This is a genomic window from Rhizobium nepotum 39/7 (assembly GCF_000949865.1).
Lineage (GTDB): Bacteria > Pseudomonadota > Alphaproteobacteria > Rhizobiales > Rhizobiaceae > Agrobacterium > Agrobacterium nepotum.
Genome location: NZ_JWJH01000022.1, coordinates 1 through 13,145, shown reverse-complemented (window position 1 = coordinate 13,145; position 13,145 = coordinate 1). Strand labels below are relative to the sequence as shown.

The window sequence follows — 13,145 nt, the reverse complement described above, 5'->3', positions numbered from 1 at the left end:
CTTGCGCTGGAAGTCGAGACAGACAAGGGAAACCCACCCCAGTCCATTTTTGCAATTTGCGGTTTTTTCTGGCAAACAACCTCCCTGACATGTGACATCCGAACGGAATGCCGTGGGCGACGCGGCCGGGAGCGGGAATAGATGGTTTCTGAAGCGCCGCCGTTCTGGTGGCAGAAGGCGGGCTGGCAGGCCTGGCTGTTATCACCTTTTTCGCTTCTCTACGGCAAGGTCGCGGGACGGCGGATGCGCACGGCGAAACGGGCGAGCGTTCCCGTTCCGGTCATCTGCATCGGCAACTTCACCGTGGGCGGAGCGGGCAAGACGCCGACGGCGATGGCGATTGCCAGAGCCGCCGTCGCAAAAGGCCTGAAACCCGGCTTTCTCAGCCGTGGTTATGGCGGCACGCTTGATGTCACCACCCTTGTCGATCCCGCGCAGCACCGCTCGGCCGATGTCGGCGACGAACCCTTGCTGCTGGCGCGCGAGGCGGTGACGGTCATTTCCCGCAAGCGGGTAGAGGGCGCACACCGGCTGGTGAAGGAGGGGGTCGATCTCATCATCATGGATGACGGTTTCCAGAGCGCGCGCCTGACGCTGGATTATGCGTTGGTCGTCATCGATACGGTGCGCGGCATCGGCAACGGCCATCTCGTGCCGGGCGGCCCGGTCCGGGCGCCGCTTGCCGAACAGATGCGGCATATGACCGGAATTCTGAAGGTCGGTAACGGCCATGCGGCCGATCCGCTGGTCAGAATGGCGGCAAAGGCCGCCAAACCCGTTTTCGTCGCCGCGATCAAGCCGCAGGAACCGCAGGATTTCAGGGGAAGGCGTGTACTCGCTTATGCCGGCATCGCCGATCCGGCCAAGTTCTTCAGAACCGTCGAGGCGCTGGGCGGCGAAATCGTGCTGCAGCGCTCTTTCCCGGACCATCACCATTTCAGCGAAGACGAGATTTCCGATCTTCTGCAGGACGCCAACAGAGAGAACTTGCAGCTGGTGACGACAGCCAAGGACGCCGTACGCCTCAACGGGCACCAGGGTCGTGCGGAAGAATTGCTGTGGAACAGCCTGGTGATCGAGATCGACATGGTGTTCGACGATCCCAATGCGACGACAACGATCATCGACACGGCGGTGGGGAATTGCCGCGCCCGCCTGCGTCGGGAAAATGCGCGCCCGTCGATTTAGAGGGTGATGGTGAAGTTCGAAACCTCTCCTCCGTCATCCTCGGGCCTGTCCCGAGGATCTGCAACGTATTAATTTTATTGACGTGCTTAGATCCTTGGGACAAGCCCAAGGATGACGCCGCGTCTGGGCGTCGGCAGTCTATTGGAGCTTTTCCCGGACCAAAACCCTGCGCATTTACTGGAAATGCCCCACGCGCCGTTCCCGATCAAGCGGGCAGATTGCCCGCCCTGCGTTCGGCTTCCAGCGAGGCGGCGGCATCCACATAGGCTTCCTGCCGGAGGACGCTCCAGTAGCGCAGCTCGTCGACCGGAATGGTTTGGCCGGTGATGGCGCATATGACATGCGAGCCGGTCTGCACGATCCGGAAGTCACCGTCGAGATATTCGATGACGGCGATGCGGTTTCCGCCTCCCTCAAATCTGTTCATCCGTTTTCGTCTCCTACTATGTCCTGTCAGTGCATCCAACCCGAAACGGCGCAGCGTTCTTCTGAACAATCCGGATGCTCCAGTCCCTTGAATTTATATCGTTGGGCGAGGCCCAAAGCCACCCCCGCCTGCTGCCCCGGGGTTAAGGCTCAGCTTCGGCCGAAGAGACGTTCTATATCGGAAAGTTTCAGCTCGATATAGGTCGGCCGGCCGTGATTGCACTGCCCCGAACCCGGCGTGTTTTCCATTTGCCGCAAAAGCGCGTTCATTTCCTCCGGCCGCATGCGCCGCCCGGAACGCACGGAGCCGTGGCAGGCCATGGTGGCGGCGACATATTCCAGCTTGTTGGCAAGCGTGGAGGCGGCGTCCCATTCGGCGATTTCGTCGGCAAGCTGCCGCACCAGCCCCTGCACGTTGACCTCGCCGAGCATGGCGGGTGTTTCCCGAACTGCGACCGCCCCCGGCCCGAAGCGCTCGATGACCAGACCCAGCGCATCGAAGCCCGCCGCATGGTCCATCAGCCGGTCGCAATCCTCTTCGGGAAGGTCGATGATCTCAGGGATGAGCAGCACCTGTGAGGGCGGGCGTCTGGAATGCAGCGCGTTGCGCATTTCCTCGAATACCAGCCGTTCATGTGCTGCATGCTGGTCGACGATGACGAGGCCGTCTTCCGTCTGCGCGACGATGTAGTTCTGGTGCAACTGCGCACGCGCGGCCCCGAGCGGGTAAAGCGCCGGTTCCGGCGACGGGCTTGCGGAGGCCTCGTAAGCCTCGCGAGGTTCCGCGCGCGCGGTCGGCATGGTGATGTCGGAAAAGCGCGATTGCACGGCTTCCGCAAATTGCATGTCCCCGGAAACGGCAAGCGGCCGCGAAGGGGAGGTCGCGGCGGACCATGCTGCGGAGGGAGAAGGGCGAAGATTGGACGGGCTGTAGCCGGGGCGGAAGGCGTTCATCATCTGGCTGGCGCCAGTCGTCGCCGCCCTATCGCCGTCACGCGTCAGCGCCTGGCGGATTGCGCCGACGATCAATCCGCGAACGAGGCCGGGATCGCGGAAGCGCACATCGGATTTGGCCGGATGCACGTTCACATCCACAAAGGCGGGATCGAGCGTGAGCGACAGCACCGCGACCGGGTATCGCCCATGTGGTACCGTTTCGGCATATGCACCGCGAATGGCGGACAAGAGTAGTTTGTCCTGCACCGGGCGGCCGTTGACGAAGACATATTGATGCGCCGAGTTGCCACGATTGAAGGTCGGCACACCGGCAAAACCGGTGAGCGTCACATCCTCGCGCCCGGCATCGATCTCGATGGCGTTGTCCTTGAATTCTGCGCCCAGAATTTGCGCCATGCGGGCCAGATGGTCGTCGCCGGTCGAGGGGATTTCGAGCGTGGAACGGTCGGTGCCTGACAGCACGAAGCGGATATGCGGAAAGGCAATCGCCATCCGTTTGACGACCTCGGTAATGGCGGCCGCTTCCGCCCGTTCCGTCTTCAGGAACTTCAGCCGCGCGGGCGTGGCGAAAAACAGGTCGCGCACCTCGACGATGGTGCCGGCATTGGACGCGGCGGGCCGCACCTCGGAGACCTTGCCGCCCGTGACCGAAATCACCGAACCCTGTTCGGCACCGTGTTGCCGGCTGGTAATCGAAAGCTTGGCAACCGAGCCGATGGAAGGCAGGGCCTCACCGCGAAAGCCGAGCGTGCGGATATCGTCAAGCGTAGTGGATATTTTCGAGGTGCAATGACGTCGAACCGCAAGCTCCAGATCGGCGGGCGACATGCCGGAGCCGTTATCGGTGATGCGCACCAGTCCCTTGCCGCCGCCCGCCGTGGCGATCTCGATCCGCGTTGCGCCGGCGTCGATGGCATTTTCCACCAGTTCCTTCGTAGCGCTGGAAGGTCTTTCGATGACCTCGCCGGCGGCGATCTGGTTGATGAGGGTTTCTGAGAGCTGCTTGATGGCCATGATCGTCATTTTCGCGGATTCGTCACGGCTTCGAAAGCAAAAAACTCAACTCGTGAAAGTTTGCACATGTTTTGCGGCATGTTCGGCATTTGATCATTTCCGTCCACATCCGGTTAAGCGTTAATCCGCCTTTAATCGGCCTTGCATATGGTGAGGCGGCTTGAAATGACCGCAGGAACGAGGCCTCCTTCGCAGGGTGGTGTGTGACGTCGACTATGGGTGAACGTCATCTTCCCCTCAAGACTGCTTCAAGTGGCGAACCCTGATGTCTCTTTTTCGGAATTTACCGTTTCATCCCGGCATTTGCCCCGGACGATTCCAATAGAAACATAAGCCTGACCCTGAAAAACAGGTGGGAGTTTGCAGTTGAGTGATTTGGCGTCCTCCGGCGCGGGCGTTCATACGGTGATGCTTGATGCCCTTTGCGACGCGCTTGGCGCGGCGATCGTCGTTTACGACCGGAACGATCACATTGTTTTCGCAAGCCGGAAGCTTTTGAGTTTTTTTCCTCTGGAAGAGGCCGTTATCGGGCCGGGCGCGCGGCTGCGCGACTATCTGAGCGCGCTTTACGATTGTTATCTTCTGGAAGTGGAAAGCCTGTCCGGCAATGCCCGGCAGCTGGGACGCGAGGAATGGATCGGCGAGCGGCTGGCGCTGCACTGGAAGGAACGGTCGGAAAAAACCGAACGGCTGAAGGGAGAGCGCTTCCTGCGCTTCGTCATGAACCGGCTGCCTTCCGGCCTCGGCATCAGTGTCGTCGCCGATATTTCCGAACAGAAGAAAAGAGAAGAACAGTGGCGCATCGACCTTGAGCGTGTGCAGCTGATCGAGGACATTCTCGACAATCTGCCGTTTCCGGTTTTCGTCAAGGATCGAAACCTGGCCTATGCGGCCGTGAACAAATCCGGCTGCGCCATGGTCGAGACCAGCGCCGAGAGCATTCTTGGCCGCACCGTTTTCGATCTGCATTCGCGCAAGGTCGCAGGCCGGATCGACGCCGCCGATCGCATGGTGCTGGATAGCGGCACACCGAGCATTCTTCCCGAAAGGGTGAGACGCATGAATGGCGAGGAGGTGCTGGCGATTACCCGCAAGCAGCGCGTGGGCCGGCCGGGCCGGTATTTCCTGGTGACGACGATGGAGGATGTGACCGCGCTCGCCACCATCGACGCGAACGGCATGCCGGTCATCCCCTCGCTCGAACATGTCGCTTTCGTCGCCTCCACCTATGGCAAGGATGACGACCACGATGCCGCAGGCGGCGCGCTGAAAAGCAAGGCGGTGCTGGTGGTGTCCGAAAACGGGCGCTTCACTGACGCTGCCGGCCGCCGGCTGACCGCAGGCGGTATCGATCATGCCGCGGTGACGAGCGAGGAGGAACAGCGCAGCTTCATCGATATCGCCGCCTCCGCAGGTGTGGGTATCGATGTCGTCGTCGTCGACGCCCAGATGAGCGTCGCATGCCTCGATATCGCGGCCGCGCATGGCCTGCCCGTCGTTACAATCGAGGAAGAGGAGATCGACGCTTCCCTGCTGCATTATCTCGCCGTCGGCTTCAAATCGCCTCCTGGTGAGAAATCCTCCGAGGAAGATTGGGAGATCATGACCGAAGACCTGCCCAAAATTCTCAAGACTGGCGGTGTCGGCGAGATACTTCTTGTTGAGGACAACAGGGTCAACCAGATCGTTTTTTCGCAGATTCTTGAAGGTCTGGGGCTTTCCTACCGGCTCGCCACATCGGGTGAAGAGGCGTTGCGCCTTTTTGCGGAACTGGCGCCGTCCGTCGTCCTGCTCGATACGACGCTCGGCGATATCGACGGTTTCGAGGTCGCACGCCGCATGCGCGCACTGGCTGGCGATGAGCGCATCCCCATTGTCGGCGTCATCACCCACGCCTTCGAGGGCGACCTCGACAAATGCCTGGCGGCGGGCATGGAGGACATGCTGCTGAAACCCGTCAGCCCTGATATGGTCGAGGCGGTTTTCCTGCGCCTTTTCGGCAAGGATACCCTGCGGCTGCAAGCCTGAAATTTTTCCACTCGGGCATTTTTATACGAGTTGCTGACCTTCCGAAAACGCCGCCGCATTTTCGGTTCGCGGTTCTATGGCTTTTTTAATACTTGCCCTGCATTGTGATCGCGGTCGACACGGGATTCACGAGATGCAGGAATGAAAAGGGCAGAGCCGCAGGCGTTGCAGGTCAGCCAGAACGAGCTGCAAGCGATGGCTTACAGCGATCCGCTGACGGGGCTTGGCAATCGTTATCGTTTGCGGGACAAGATCCGCATGCTCGCCAGCGAGCGCTCCAGCGACCCCGCGCCCTTCACTGTCGGCATTGCGAATATAGACGGTTTCAAACCCATCAACGATCTTTTCGGCGTGCAGGCGGGCGATGAGATTTTGTGCCAGGTCGCCCATCGCCTGAAGGCCTGCGTTCCTGATGGCGCCATCGTCACGCGCCATGACGGCGACGAATTCGCTTTCGTGCTGCCGCTGGTGTTCGAGCGCACCGGTGCGGAGCGCATCGGCAACATGATCAAGGACGTGCTCTCTGCCCCTTACGATCTCGGCGATCGCAACGTTCGGCTTTCCTCTTCCTTCGGTTTCGCCATCTACCCCTTCGCCGGCGATGATTTCGACGACTTGCTGAAAAGCGCCGAGACGGCGCTTTATCGGTCCAAGCGGCGCGGCCGTGGCCAGATAACGGTCTATTCGCGTGAGATCGCGCAGGAGATGAAGCGCGCCACCCAGCTAGAACAGGCTTTGCGAAACGCCATCATCACCGATGTGATCGATGTGCATTTCCAGCCCATCGTCAGGCTGGAAGAAGCGAAGGTCATCGGTTTCGAGGCGCTAGCCCGCTGGAACGACCCCGATCTCGGTTTCGTGTCGCCGGCCGTTTTCGTGCCGCTGGCTGAAGAAAGGGGTTTTATCGACGCGCTGTCCGAAGCGCTGCTCCGAAAGGCGGCGGAAGCGGCCCTGTTCTGGCCGCGCGAGCTTTTCCTGTCCTTCAACCTGTCCTCGGCGCAGTTGATGGACCCCGGCACGGCGGATAATATTCTCTCCATCCTGTCGCGTGTCGGCCTCGACCCGCATCGGCTGGAGCTTGAAATCACCGAAACGGCTGTCATGACATCCGCCGATACCGCGCAGCGCATCATCAGCGAATTGCAGGGCGCGGGCGTCCGCATCTCCCTCGACGATTTCGGCACCGGCCAGTCAAGCCTCGGCCGCCTGCGCGACTTCACCTTCGACAAGGTCAAGATCGACCGCGCCTTCGTGTCCCGCATCAGCAGCGACCGTCCCTCGGAACATATCATCAAGGCCATCGTCGCCATGTGCGAAGGGCTGGATCTCGAGGTCGTGGCCGAAGGGATAGAGGAGCGGGCGGAAGAGGAAAAGCTGCGCGCTCTGGGCTGCGCCATGGGGCAGGGCTATTTCTACGGCCGCCCCGTCGATGCCGCCGCCACCCAGCGTTATCTGCACGAGAATTATCGCGAGATCCTGTCTGATATTCCCTGAGATGGGGGGCGTGGGGACCGCCGCATATGCCAGCGGTCCCGGCGTCTCCTAGAGCCTGTAGAGCGGCTCGAACCTACCCTTGACCTCGATCCCGAGTTCGAATGTCTTCCCATGCTGCGGATTGGCGGCCATGGCGTCGTCGTCGAGATGTTCGCAGGCGGAGGTGACGAGAAGGCGCGATGCATCGGGACCGATGAAGGCCGGGCAGGTCGTCTGTTTCGCCGGCACCAGATATCGTTCGATATGGTTGCCGTCCGCATCGTAACGATCGACAGCGCCCACGCCCCAGCGGGCGTTCCAGATATGCCCTTCGGCATCGCAGACCGAGCCGTCCACACCGCCGTCTATGCCGGCGGAATCGATGAAGACCTCGGCCTTGCCGGATGGAAGGCCCGTCTGCGCATCGAGCGACACCTTCATCAGCCGGTTGACCTTGGTGTCGACGTAATATCCGGTCTCGCCATCAGGTGAAAAGCAGATCGAATTCGGAATGCTGATGTCGGCAAACAGCTTCGTCACGGTTCCCCGGGCAACGTGGTAGATGCTGCCCGCGCCGGGTTCCGCCTTCCTGCCCATGGTGCCGATCCACAGCGCGCCGGAGGGATGCACGCGTCCGTCATTGGAGCGGTTGCCGGGTAGGTCCTTTTCCAGCTCCGCATGCAGCGTCAGCACGCCGGTCGCCGTATCGCGAAGAAAAAGACCGTCATCGGAGGCGATCAATTGTTTACTGTCGCTGATCTTGGCCAGCGCGCTGCCCATGAAGGGCAGGGCATGCACGCTCTTGCGGCCGGAAGCGAGATGCAGTTCATGCAGCTCCCGCCCGAGAATATTGAACCACCATGCGGTGCCGGTCGCCGGATCGAAGGTCGGGCCTTCGCCGAGCGTCAACGGCGTTTCGTCAAGGGTGCGTCCGGCAAAGGGAAAAACACTCGCCAAGCTCTTATCCTCCGATTGCTGCATCATAGGCCGAAAGCGTGACGGTGGCGCGCTCGCGCACGTCCGCCGCTGTCATGCCGGGCTTGTAGAGGCTGGTGCCAAGGCCGAAAGCAAGGATACCGGCCTTGGTATATTCGGCGAAATTCCTGTCCGAAACGCCGCCGACAGCGGCGATGAGCAGATCCTTGGGCAGGATTGTCCTGATGGCATTGATACCGGCGGGGCCGATGATGCTGGCGGGAAAGAACTTCAGCCCGGTTGCCCCGGCCTTTGCCGCAACCAGCGCCTCGGTGGGGGTCAAAACGCCCGGCATCGTCACCATGCCCTTGACGCGGGCGGCGACGATCACGTCGGCATCGGCATTGGGGCTGACCATCAGCTTGCCGCCGGCTGCGTCCAGAGACGCCACGTCTTCTACGCTGAGCACCGTGCCTGCGCCGATCAGGCAATCGGCGGGCGCCATTTTCGCGGCGATCTCGATCGAACGAAAGGGATCGGGCGAATTGAGCGGGATTTCGATGGCGCGGAAGCCGGTGTCGATCAGCGCGCCGACGACGCCTTCGGTTTCCTCGGGCTTGACGCCGCGCAGGATGGCGATCAGCGGATATTGCATGGAAGGGAAGGGAATACGCATGATGGGGTCTTTCGTCCTGGAGCGGGATGGCGAAAAGTGTGAGCGGTTTTCGCCTGAAATCCCGCTCTGATGATAAATTCTATGACCAGATGGCATTTGCGGCGGCCAACAATCCGCGCCGCACGGCCTCATCTGCGTCGATGACTGTATAGTGAATCTCAAGGGCTGCGAATGCACCCTCGTAAAGCGCACCGAGCGCGCCGGAGCCGATCAGCACCACCGGCGTGTCCCGCCGCGCGGTGGAATGCGCACCGGCGATTTCCAGCCCGATCATGATGCCGGAAAGCCTGGCCTTGGCGTCTGTTGCGGTGAGGCCATGCAGCAATTGCCCGGAGCGCAGGGTGAACAGGCGGTTGGTCGCCAGTTGCGGATTGGCGTAGATGTCGCGCACGGCCGCCCTGAAGGCCTCATGCTCGCCGGTAAAGGCTTCCGCCTCGGCCACCGCATGGGAAAGGATGGTCTGTTTCGAGACGACCTCGAACAGTTCGCCGGTCATGAAGGTGGCAAAGCCGGTTACGTCGCTGCCTTCGACCGTTACCCATTTGGAATGGGTGCCGGGCATGCAGACCAGCTTCTTGCCAGCGCTCGAGGAGGCAAGCGCGCCGAGCAGTTGCGTTTCCTCGCCGCGCATCACATCCGGCGCGTTTTTGTCCCGTTGCGCCAGCCCCGGCAGAATGCGGACATCCCGCTCCTGACCCGGCACGCGAACCGCACCATCAAGAACTGCGGAAAGCGATGTCGGCACGTCTATATAGCCCGCCTCGACCCAGCCCTGCCGCGCGCCCGCCATTCCGCAGACGAGAACCGGCAGGTTTTCCGGTGCGCCGATGGCGTCAAGATGCGATTGCAGCACCTCGGCAAAACCGGTCCGCATGGCGGTCGTCATGCCTTCAGCGCTTCTGCGCTCGGCCAGCACCGCGCCGGACCGGCTGAGCAACCAGAGCCGGAAACTGGTCGTGCCCCAGTCGACGGCGATAAAAGCGGGTTCGGACATTATAACAGGCCTCCGTCTACGATTATGGATTGTGCGGTGATGGCGCTCGATGCCGATGATGCGAGAAACAGGCACGGCCCCGCCAGATCGGCGGCGACCAGCATGCGCTTGAGGCATTGCCGCGCCGTGGTCGAGGTGACGGCGTCGTCCGTCAACCACAACTCCTTCTGCCGCTCCGTCACGATCATGCCCGGCAGCAGCGTATTGACGCGGATATTTTCCGGCCCCAGCCTGCCGGCGAGGCTTTTCGTCAGGCCGATGATGCCGGCCTTGGCCGCAGCATAGGAGGGAAGCTCGCCCATGTTCAGCAAAAACGAGATCGAGGAAAAATTGATGATGGAGGCGTCCTTGGCCTGCCTCAGATGCGGAAGCGCGGCCTGAACCGTGAAGAACATCTGCTTGAGATTGACGGCCTGATTGGCGTCCCAATAGGCTTCCGTCACGGTGTCTATATCGTGGCGGTCGTCCCATGCGGCATTGTTGACGAGCACCTTGATGCCGCCGGTCGCAGACGCCGCCGCATCCACGGTCTGCCTGATTGCAGCTATGTCGCGCAGATCGGCCCTGAAAAAATGGACCGGATGGCGCGTTGTCTCCTCAAGCCGCGCAACGAGCGCCACGCTCGGCTCTTCGGCGATGTCGATGAACGAGACCTTCGCGCCCTGCATCGCAAAGGCTTCCACCAGCGATGCCCCGATGCCGGAGCCGCCACCGGTGACGAGCACGCCCGCGTCCTTGAGGTCAGGGAAAAGGGCTTGGGTCATCGGCATGTCTCATCCAGAATGGGGCTTGATTGTTCCAATATGTGGAACTAGATTTTACTAAATGGAATTATTCTCTTGGCCGCAGGCTTATGTCAAGACAGATGACGGTGGATGTTGCCATGCCCGATGGTAAAAAACCCAACGGTAAAGAGCACGAGGCAGTTCCGGTTGCGGAACGAAAAGCGGAAAACGTGACCGGCACGCTTGGAAAGGCCGTTTCGCTTCTGGAGCTTATCGCCTTTGCCGAAAAACCGATGCGCTTCACCGATGTGGTCGAGGCGTGTGGCCAGCCGCGCGGCACGGTCCACCGCCAGCTCGCCCATCTCGTCGCCGAAGGTCTGGTCGACCATGCTAGCGATCAGACCTATGCCGTCGGTCTGCGGCTCCTGCAATTTGCCGCCAAAGCCTGGAGCGGCAACGATCTGCGTAGCGTTGCCGCCCCTCATCTGGCGGCGTTGCAGGAGGCGACGCAGGAATCCGTGCATCTCGCCGTCCTGAACGGCAAGGAAATCACCTATCTGGACAAGATGGAGGGCAGGCACACCTTGCGCATGCATTCGCAGGTCGGCAAGACCTCGCCGGTCTATTGCACGGGGGTGGGCAAAGCCGCGCTGACCCTTCTCCCTGCCGGTGTTCTGGCAGAGCTTGCCGCAAAACTGGACTTTCACCGTTTTACGGAAAATACGATCGTGACGCCGGAAGCATTGATGGACGATGTGACCGCCATTCGCGGCAGGGGCTACGGTTTCGACCTTCAGGAACATGAGATCGGCATTCATTGCGTCGCCGCGCCGGTCCGGGCGTCCGGACGCAATTTTCACGCGGCGATTTCAGTCACCGGTCCAGCCTATCGCGTGGATGTGGAACAGCTTCGGCAATGGGGTCGTCTGGTGCGCGAAACGGCCGATAAAATTTCAGCGGAGCTTGCCTGCCGATTATCTCCGGTTGCGGATGATTGAGGGGAAAAACCGTGAATTTCCGCCACGGAAGCTGCGGATCGAGCGTAAGCTAAGTCTTATTTTCGATTATTCGGAATTAAGTTTCAACTTTTGTTTGCATGAATCGTTTTGGTGAGTAACATCCTCACAATTTCCGGGCAAAGGCAGCCTTTGCAGCGGTTTCTCTCATTTTCAAAGAACAGCTTTCATGCAGAAAACAGAGACGGCCGCCGTTCAGTCGATTGGTGTTGATTGCGTTCGCGAGATCGCCGGTCTGAACACGCAATTCGATATATTCCGGTTTTTGAAGCGGTTGACGGAGGCGTGGGAGTTCAGGGCCTTCATGGTGCTTGACCTGTCGTCCGAAATGGCGAGCGAACTGTCGCAATGTACCATCATCACCAGCTGGCCGGCCGAGCTTTTGCAGCGTTACGACGAAGAGGGCATGCTGCAGAAAAGCAAGGTAATGGCGCAGTTGAAAAAGTCGACCGCGCCCTTTTCCGTCTCGATGGATTTTCTGGGGGAAGACGACGAACAGATCGCCAGAAAAACGGTGATCGGTCTCTTCGAGCGCTTCGAGATGATCAACTCGGTGTGGTTTCCCGTGCATGACATCACCACGATGCGCGGGGCGGTGTCCTTTTCCGGCAACAAGACGATATTACCCACCAGCCGGCTCGCGGAACTTTTTTACATTTCCAGCCACATCTTTGCCCGGCTATCTGAAATCCGCCGCCTCGATCTGCGGGTTCCCGAGACATTGAACGAGCGGGAGATAGACTGTCTGAACTGGACGGCTGCCGGCAAGACCAGCGCCGAAATCGCTGAAATCATGAAGCTGTCGGAACATACCATCAATCATTACCTGAACCGCGCGACGAAAAAACTCGACACGGTCAACCGCACCCAAGCCGTCGCCAAGGCTCTCCGCGTCGGTCTGATTAAATAGCGAAACCGCAACTTTATCATTGTGATAAACGGGTTCCTGGGCGATCCTTCTTTCGAATCACCGGAAAAGGAGAAATCGTTTGCCGGAACGGCATAAGCTAAAAGCGGGTTTTTCTCCGACTGTCGATTGCGCCGTGCTGATAGCCGCTGCCGAAAAAGGCTTTGCTGCCGATGAAGGCGTTGAACTGGAACTTGTGCGAAAACAATCCGCGCGCGCCGTGCTTGCCGCACTTGGCGAAGACGAAGTTCAGATCGCCCATTTGCCCGCCCCGGTTCCGGTCGGTTCTGCGGTCGGCCTCGATGACCTGCCGGCCGATATCATCGGTGTCTTCACGCTCTCCCTCGGCGGATCGGCAACGACCGTTTCGCATGGATTTTACGACGAACTTTACCGTGAAGGGCTGAAGCTGCCGGACCCGGCGGCCTTTGGGCGGGCGATGGCCCGTGTCTGCGCCGCACGCCGGGCGGCAGGGGAAGGCCTGCCGGTCTTTGCGGTCGAGGATATCGTGTCCACGCCGTTTTATGTGTTGCGCTATCTGCTCGCAAGCTGCGGCGTGCTGCTCGGCAGGGACATGGAAATCGTCGAAGCTCCGCCGAAGTCGATGCCGGCGCTCTTGGCAAGCGGCAAGGTCGATGCGCTCTGTACCGCCGAACCGGCCGGCAGCGCCGCGGTGCTGGGCGACACCGGACGGATCGTCACGACCGGAGCGCTGATCTGGCACAATGCGCCGGAAAAAATACTGGCGGTGAAACGGGTCTGGGCGGAGGAGAACGCCACCCTGCTGGAAGGGCTGCTGCGCGCGCTTTACCGCGCCGGAGAATGG

Annotated in this window: 12 protein-coding genes; 6 read left to right on the top strand and 6 right to left on the bottom strand. The window is 60.6% G+C overall.

What is annotated here, in order from left to right:
* Positions 1 to 141: 141 nt before the first annotated feature.
* Positions 142 to 1,188, top strand: a complete 1,047-nt coding sequence (gene lpxK, locus RS75_RS20790; RefSeq protein WP_045024030.1) for a tetraacyldisaccharide 4'-kinase — start codon at positions 142 to 144, stop codon at positions 1,186 to 1,188.
* A 205-nt stretch (positions 1,189 to 1,393) separates the two neighbouring features.
* On the opposite strand, the gene RS75_RS20785 is transcribed toward lpxK, so the two are convergent.
* Together RS75_RS20785 and mutL are read right to left on the bottom strand one after the other, a co-directional pair.
* Complete coding sequence (locus tag RS75_RS20785; RefSeq protein ID WP_045024028.1) at positions 1,394 to 1,615, bottom strand: DUF2093 domain-containing protein; 222 nt, start codon at positions 1,613 to 1,615, stop codon at positions 1,394 to 1,396.
* Positions 1,616 to 1,764: 149 nt separating this feature from the next.
* Positions 1,765 to 3,585: a DNA mismatch repair endonuclease MutL gene (mutL, locus tag RS75_RS20780; RefSeq protein WP_045024026.1), complete on the bottom strand. Its 1,821-nt coding sequence runs from the start codon at positions 3,583 to 3,585 to the stop codon at positions 1,765 to 1,767.
* 408 nt (positions 3,586 to 3,993) lie between these two features.
* Here mutL and RS75_RS20775 point away from each other — a divergent pair, with 408 nt between their 5' ends.
* Positions 3,994 to 5,613, top strand: a complete 1,620-nt coding sequence (locus RS75_RS20775) for a response regulator (RefSeq protein ID WP_045024126.1) — start codon at positions 3,994 to 3,996, stop codon at positions 5,611 to 5,613.
* 141 nt (positions 5,614 to 5,754) lie between these two features.
* Positions 5,755 to 7,107 carry a putative bifunctional diguanylate cyclase/phosphodiesterase gene (locus tag RS75_RS20770; RefSeq protein ID WP_045024024.1) on the top strand — a complete coding sequence of 451 codons (1,353 nt, stop codon included), beginning with the start codon at positions 5,755 to 5,757 and terminating at the stop codon, positions 7,105 to 7,107.
* A 48-nt stretch (positions 7,108 to 7,155) separates the two neighbouring features.
* On the opposite strand, the gene RS75_RS20765 is transcribed toward RS75_RS20770, so the two are convergent.
* The 4 genes from RS75_RS20765 to RS75_RS20750 all read right to left on the bottom strand — a co-directional run bounded on the left by RS75_RS20765 (position 7,156) and on the right by RS75_RS20750 (position 10,441).
* Positions 7,156 to 8,043, bottom strand: coding sequence for an SMP-30/gluconolactonase/LRE family protein (locus RS75_RS20765; RefSeq protein WP_045024023.1), 888 nt, complete (start codon positions 8,041 to 8,043; stop codon positions 7,156 to 7,158).
* Positions 8,044 to 8,047: 4 nt separating this feature from the next.
* Positions 8,048 to 8,677, bottom strand: a complete 630-nt coding sequence (locus tag RS75_RS20760; protein WP_084687130.1) for a 2-dehydro-3-deoxy-6-phosphogalactonate aldolase — start codon at positions 8,675 to 8,677, stop codon at positions 8,048 to 8,050.
* A gap of 79 nt (positions 8,678 to 8,756) precedes the next feature.
* Positions 8,757 to 9,671, bottom strand: coding sequence for a 2-dehydro-3-deoxygalactonokinase (locus tag RS75_RS20755; protein WP_045024021.1), 915 nt, complete (start codon positions 9,669 to 9,671; stop codon positions 8,757 to 8,759).
* On the bottom strand, positions 9,671 to 10,441 hold the full coding sequence (locus tag RS75_RS20750; protein WP_045024019.1) for an SDR family NAD(P)-dependent oxidoreductase: 771 nt from the start codon (positions 10,439 to 10,441) through the stop codon (positions 9,671 to 9,673). The genes RS75_RS20755 and RS75_RS20750 overlap by 1 nt, the downstream gene beginning before the upstream one ends.
* 83 nt (positions 10,442 to 10,524) lie before the next feature.
* On the opposite strand from RS75_RS20750, the gene RS75_RS20745 reads away from it, so the two are divergent.
* The 3 genes from RS75_RS20745 to RS75_RS20735 all read left to right on the top strand — a co-directional run.
* The gene (locus RS75_RS20745; RefSeq protein ID WP_045024017.1) at positions 10,525 to 11,394 is read left to right on the top strand and encodes an IclR family transcriptional regulator; all 870 of its coding nucleotides are present in this window, start codon (positions 10,525 to 10,527) and stop codon (positions 11,392 to 11,394) included.
* Positions 11,395 to 11,581: 187 nt separating this feature from the next.
* Positions 11,582 to 12,322, top strand: coding sequence for a helix-turn-helix transcriptional regulator (locus RS75_RS20740; RefSeq protein WP_045024015.1), 741 nt, complete (start codon positions 11,582 to 11,584; stop codon positions 12,320 to 12,322).
* A 79-nt stretch (positions 12,323 to 12,401) separates the two neighbouring features.
* On the top strand, positions 12,402 to 13,145 hold a 744-nt coding region (locus RS75_RS20735), incomplete at its 3' end, for an ABC transporter substrate-binding protein (protein WP_045024013.1).

Bases quoted from the DNA above. Each gene is read 5' to 3' on its own strand.
- lpxK (WP_045024030.1), top strand. From the start codon at position 142: ATGGTTTCTGAAGCGCCGCCGTTCTGGTGGCAGAAGGCGGGCTGGCAG.
- RS75_RS20785 (WP_045024028.1), bottom strand. From the start codon at position 1,615: ATGAACAGATTTGAGGGAGGCGGAAACCGCATCGCCGTCATCGAATAT.
- mutL (WP_045024026.1), bottom strand. From the start codon at position 3,585: ATGGCCATCAAGCAGCTCTCAGAAACCCTCATCAACCAGATCGCCGCC.
- RS75_RS20775 (WP_045024126.1), top strand. From the start codon at position 3,994: ATGCTTGATGCCCTTTGCGACGCGCTTGGCGCGGCGATCGTCGTTTAC.
- RS75_RS20770 (WP_045024024.1), top strand. From the start codon at position 5,755: ATGAAAAGGGCAGAGCCGCAGGCGTTGCAGGTCAGCCAGAACGAGCTG.
- RS75_RS20760 (WP_084687130.1), bottom strand. From the start codon at position 8,677: ATGCGTATTCCCTTCCCTTCCATGCAATATCCGCTGATCGCCATCCTG.
- RS75_RS20755 (WP_045024021.1), bottom strand. From the start codon at position 9,671: ATGTCCGAACCCGCTTTTATCGCCGTCGACTGGGGCACGACCAGTTTC.
- RS75_RS20750 (WP_045024019.1), bottom strand. From the start codon at position 10,441: ATGCCGATGACCCAAGCCCTTTTCCCTGACCTCAAGGACGCGGGCGTG.
- RS75_RS20745 (WP_045024017.1), top strand. From the start codon at position 10,525: ATGTCAAGACAGATGACGGTGGATGTTGCCATGCCCGATGGTAAAAAA.
- RS75_RS20740 (WP_045024015.1), top strand. From the start codon at position 11,582: ATGCAGAAAACAGAGACGGCCGCCGTTCAGTCGATTGGTGTTGATTGC.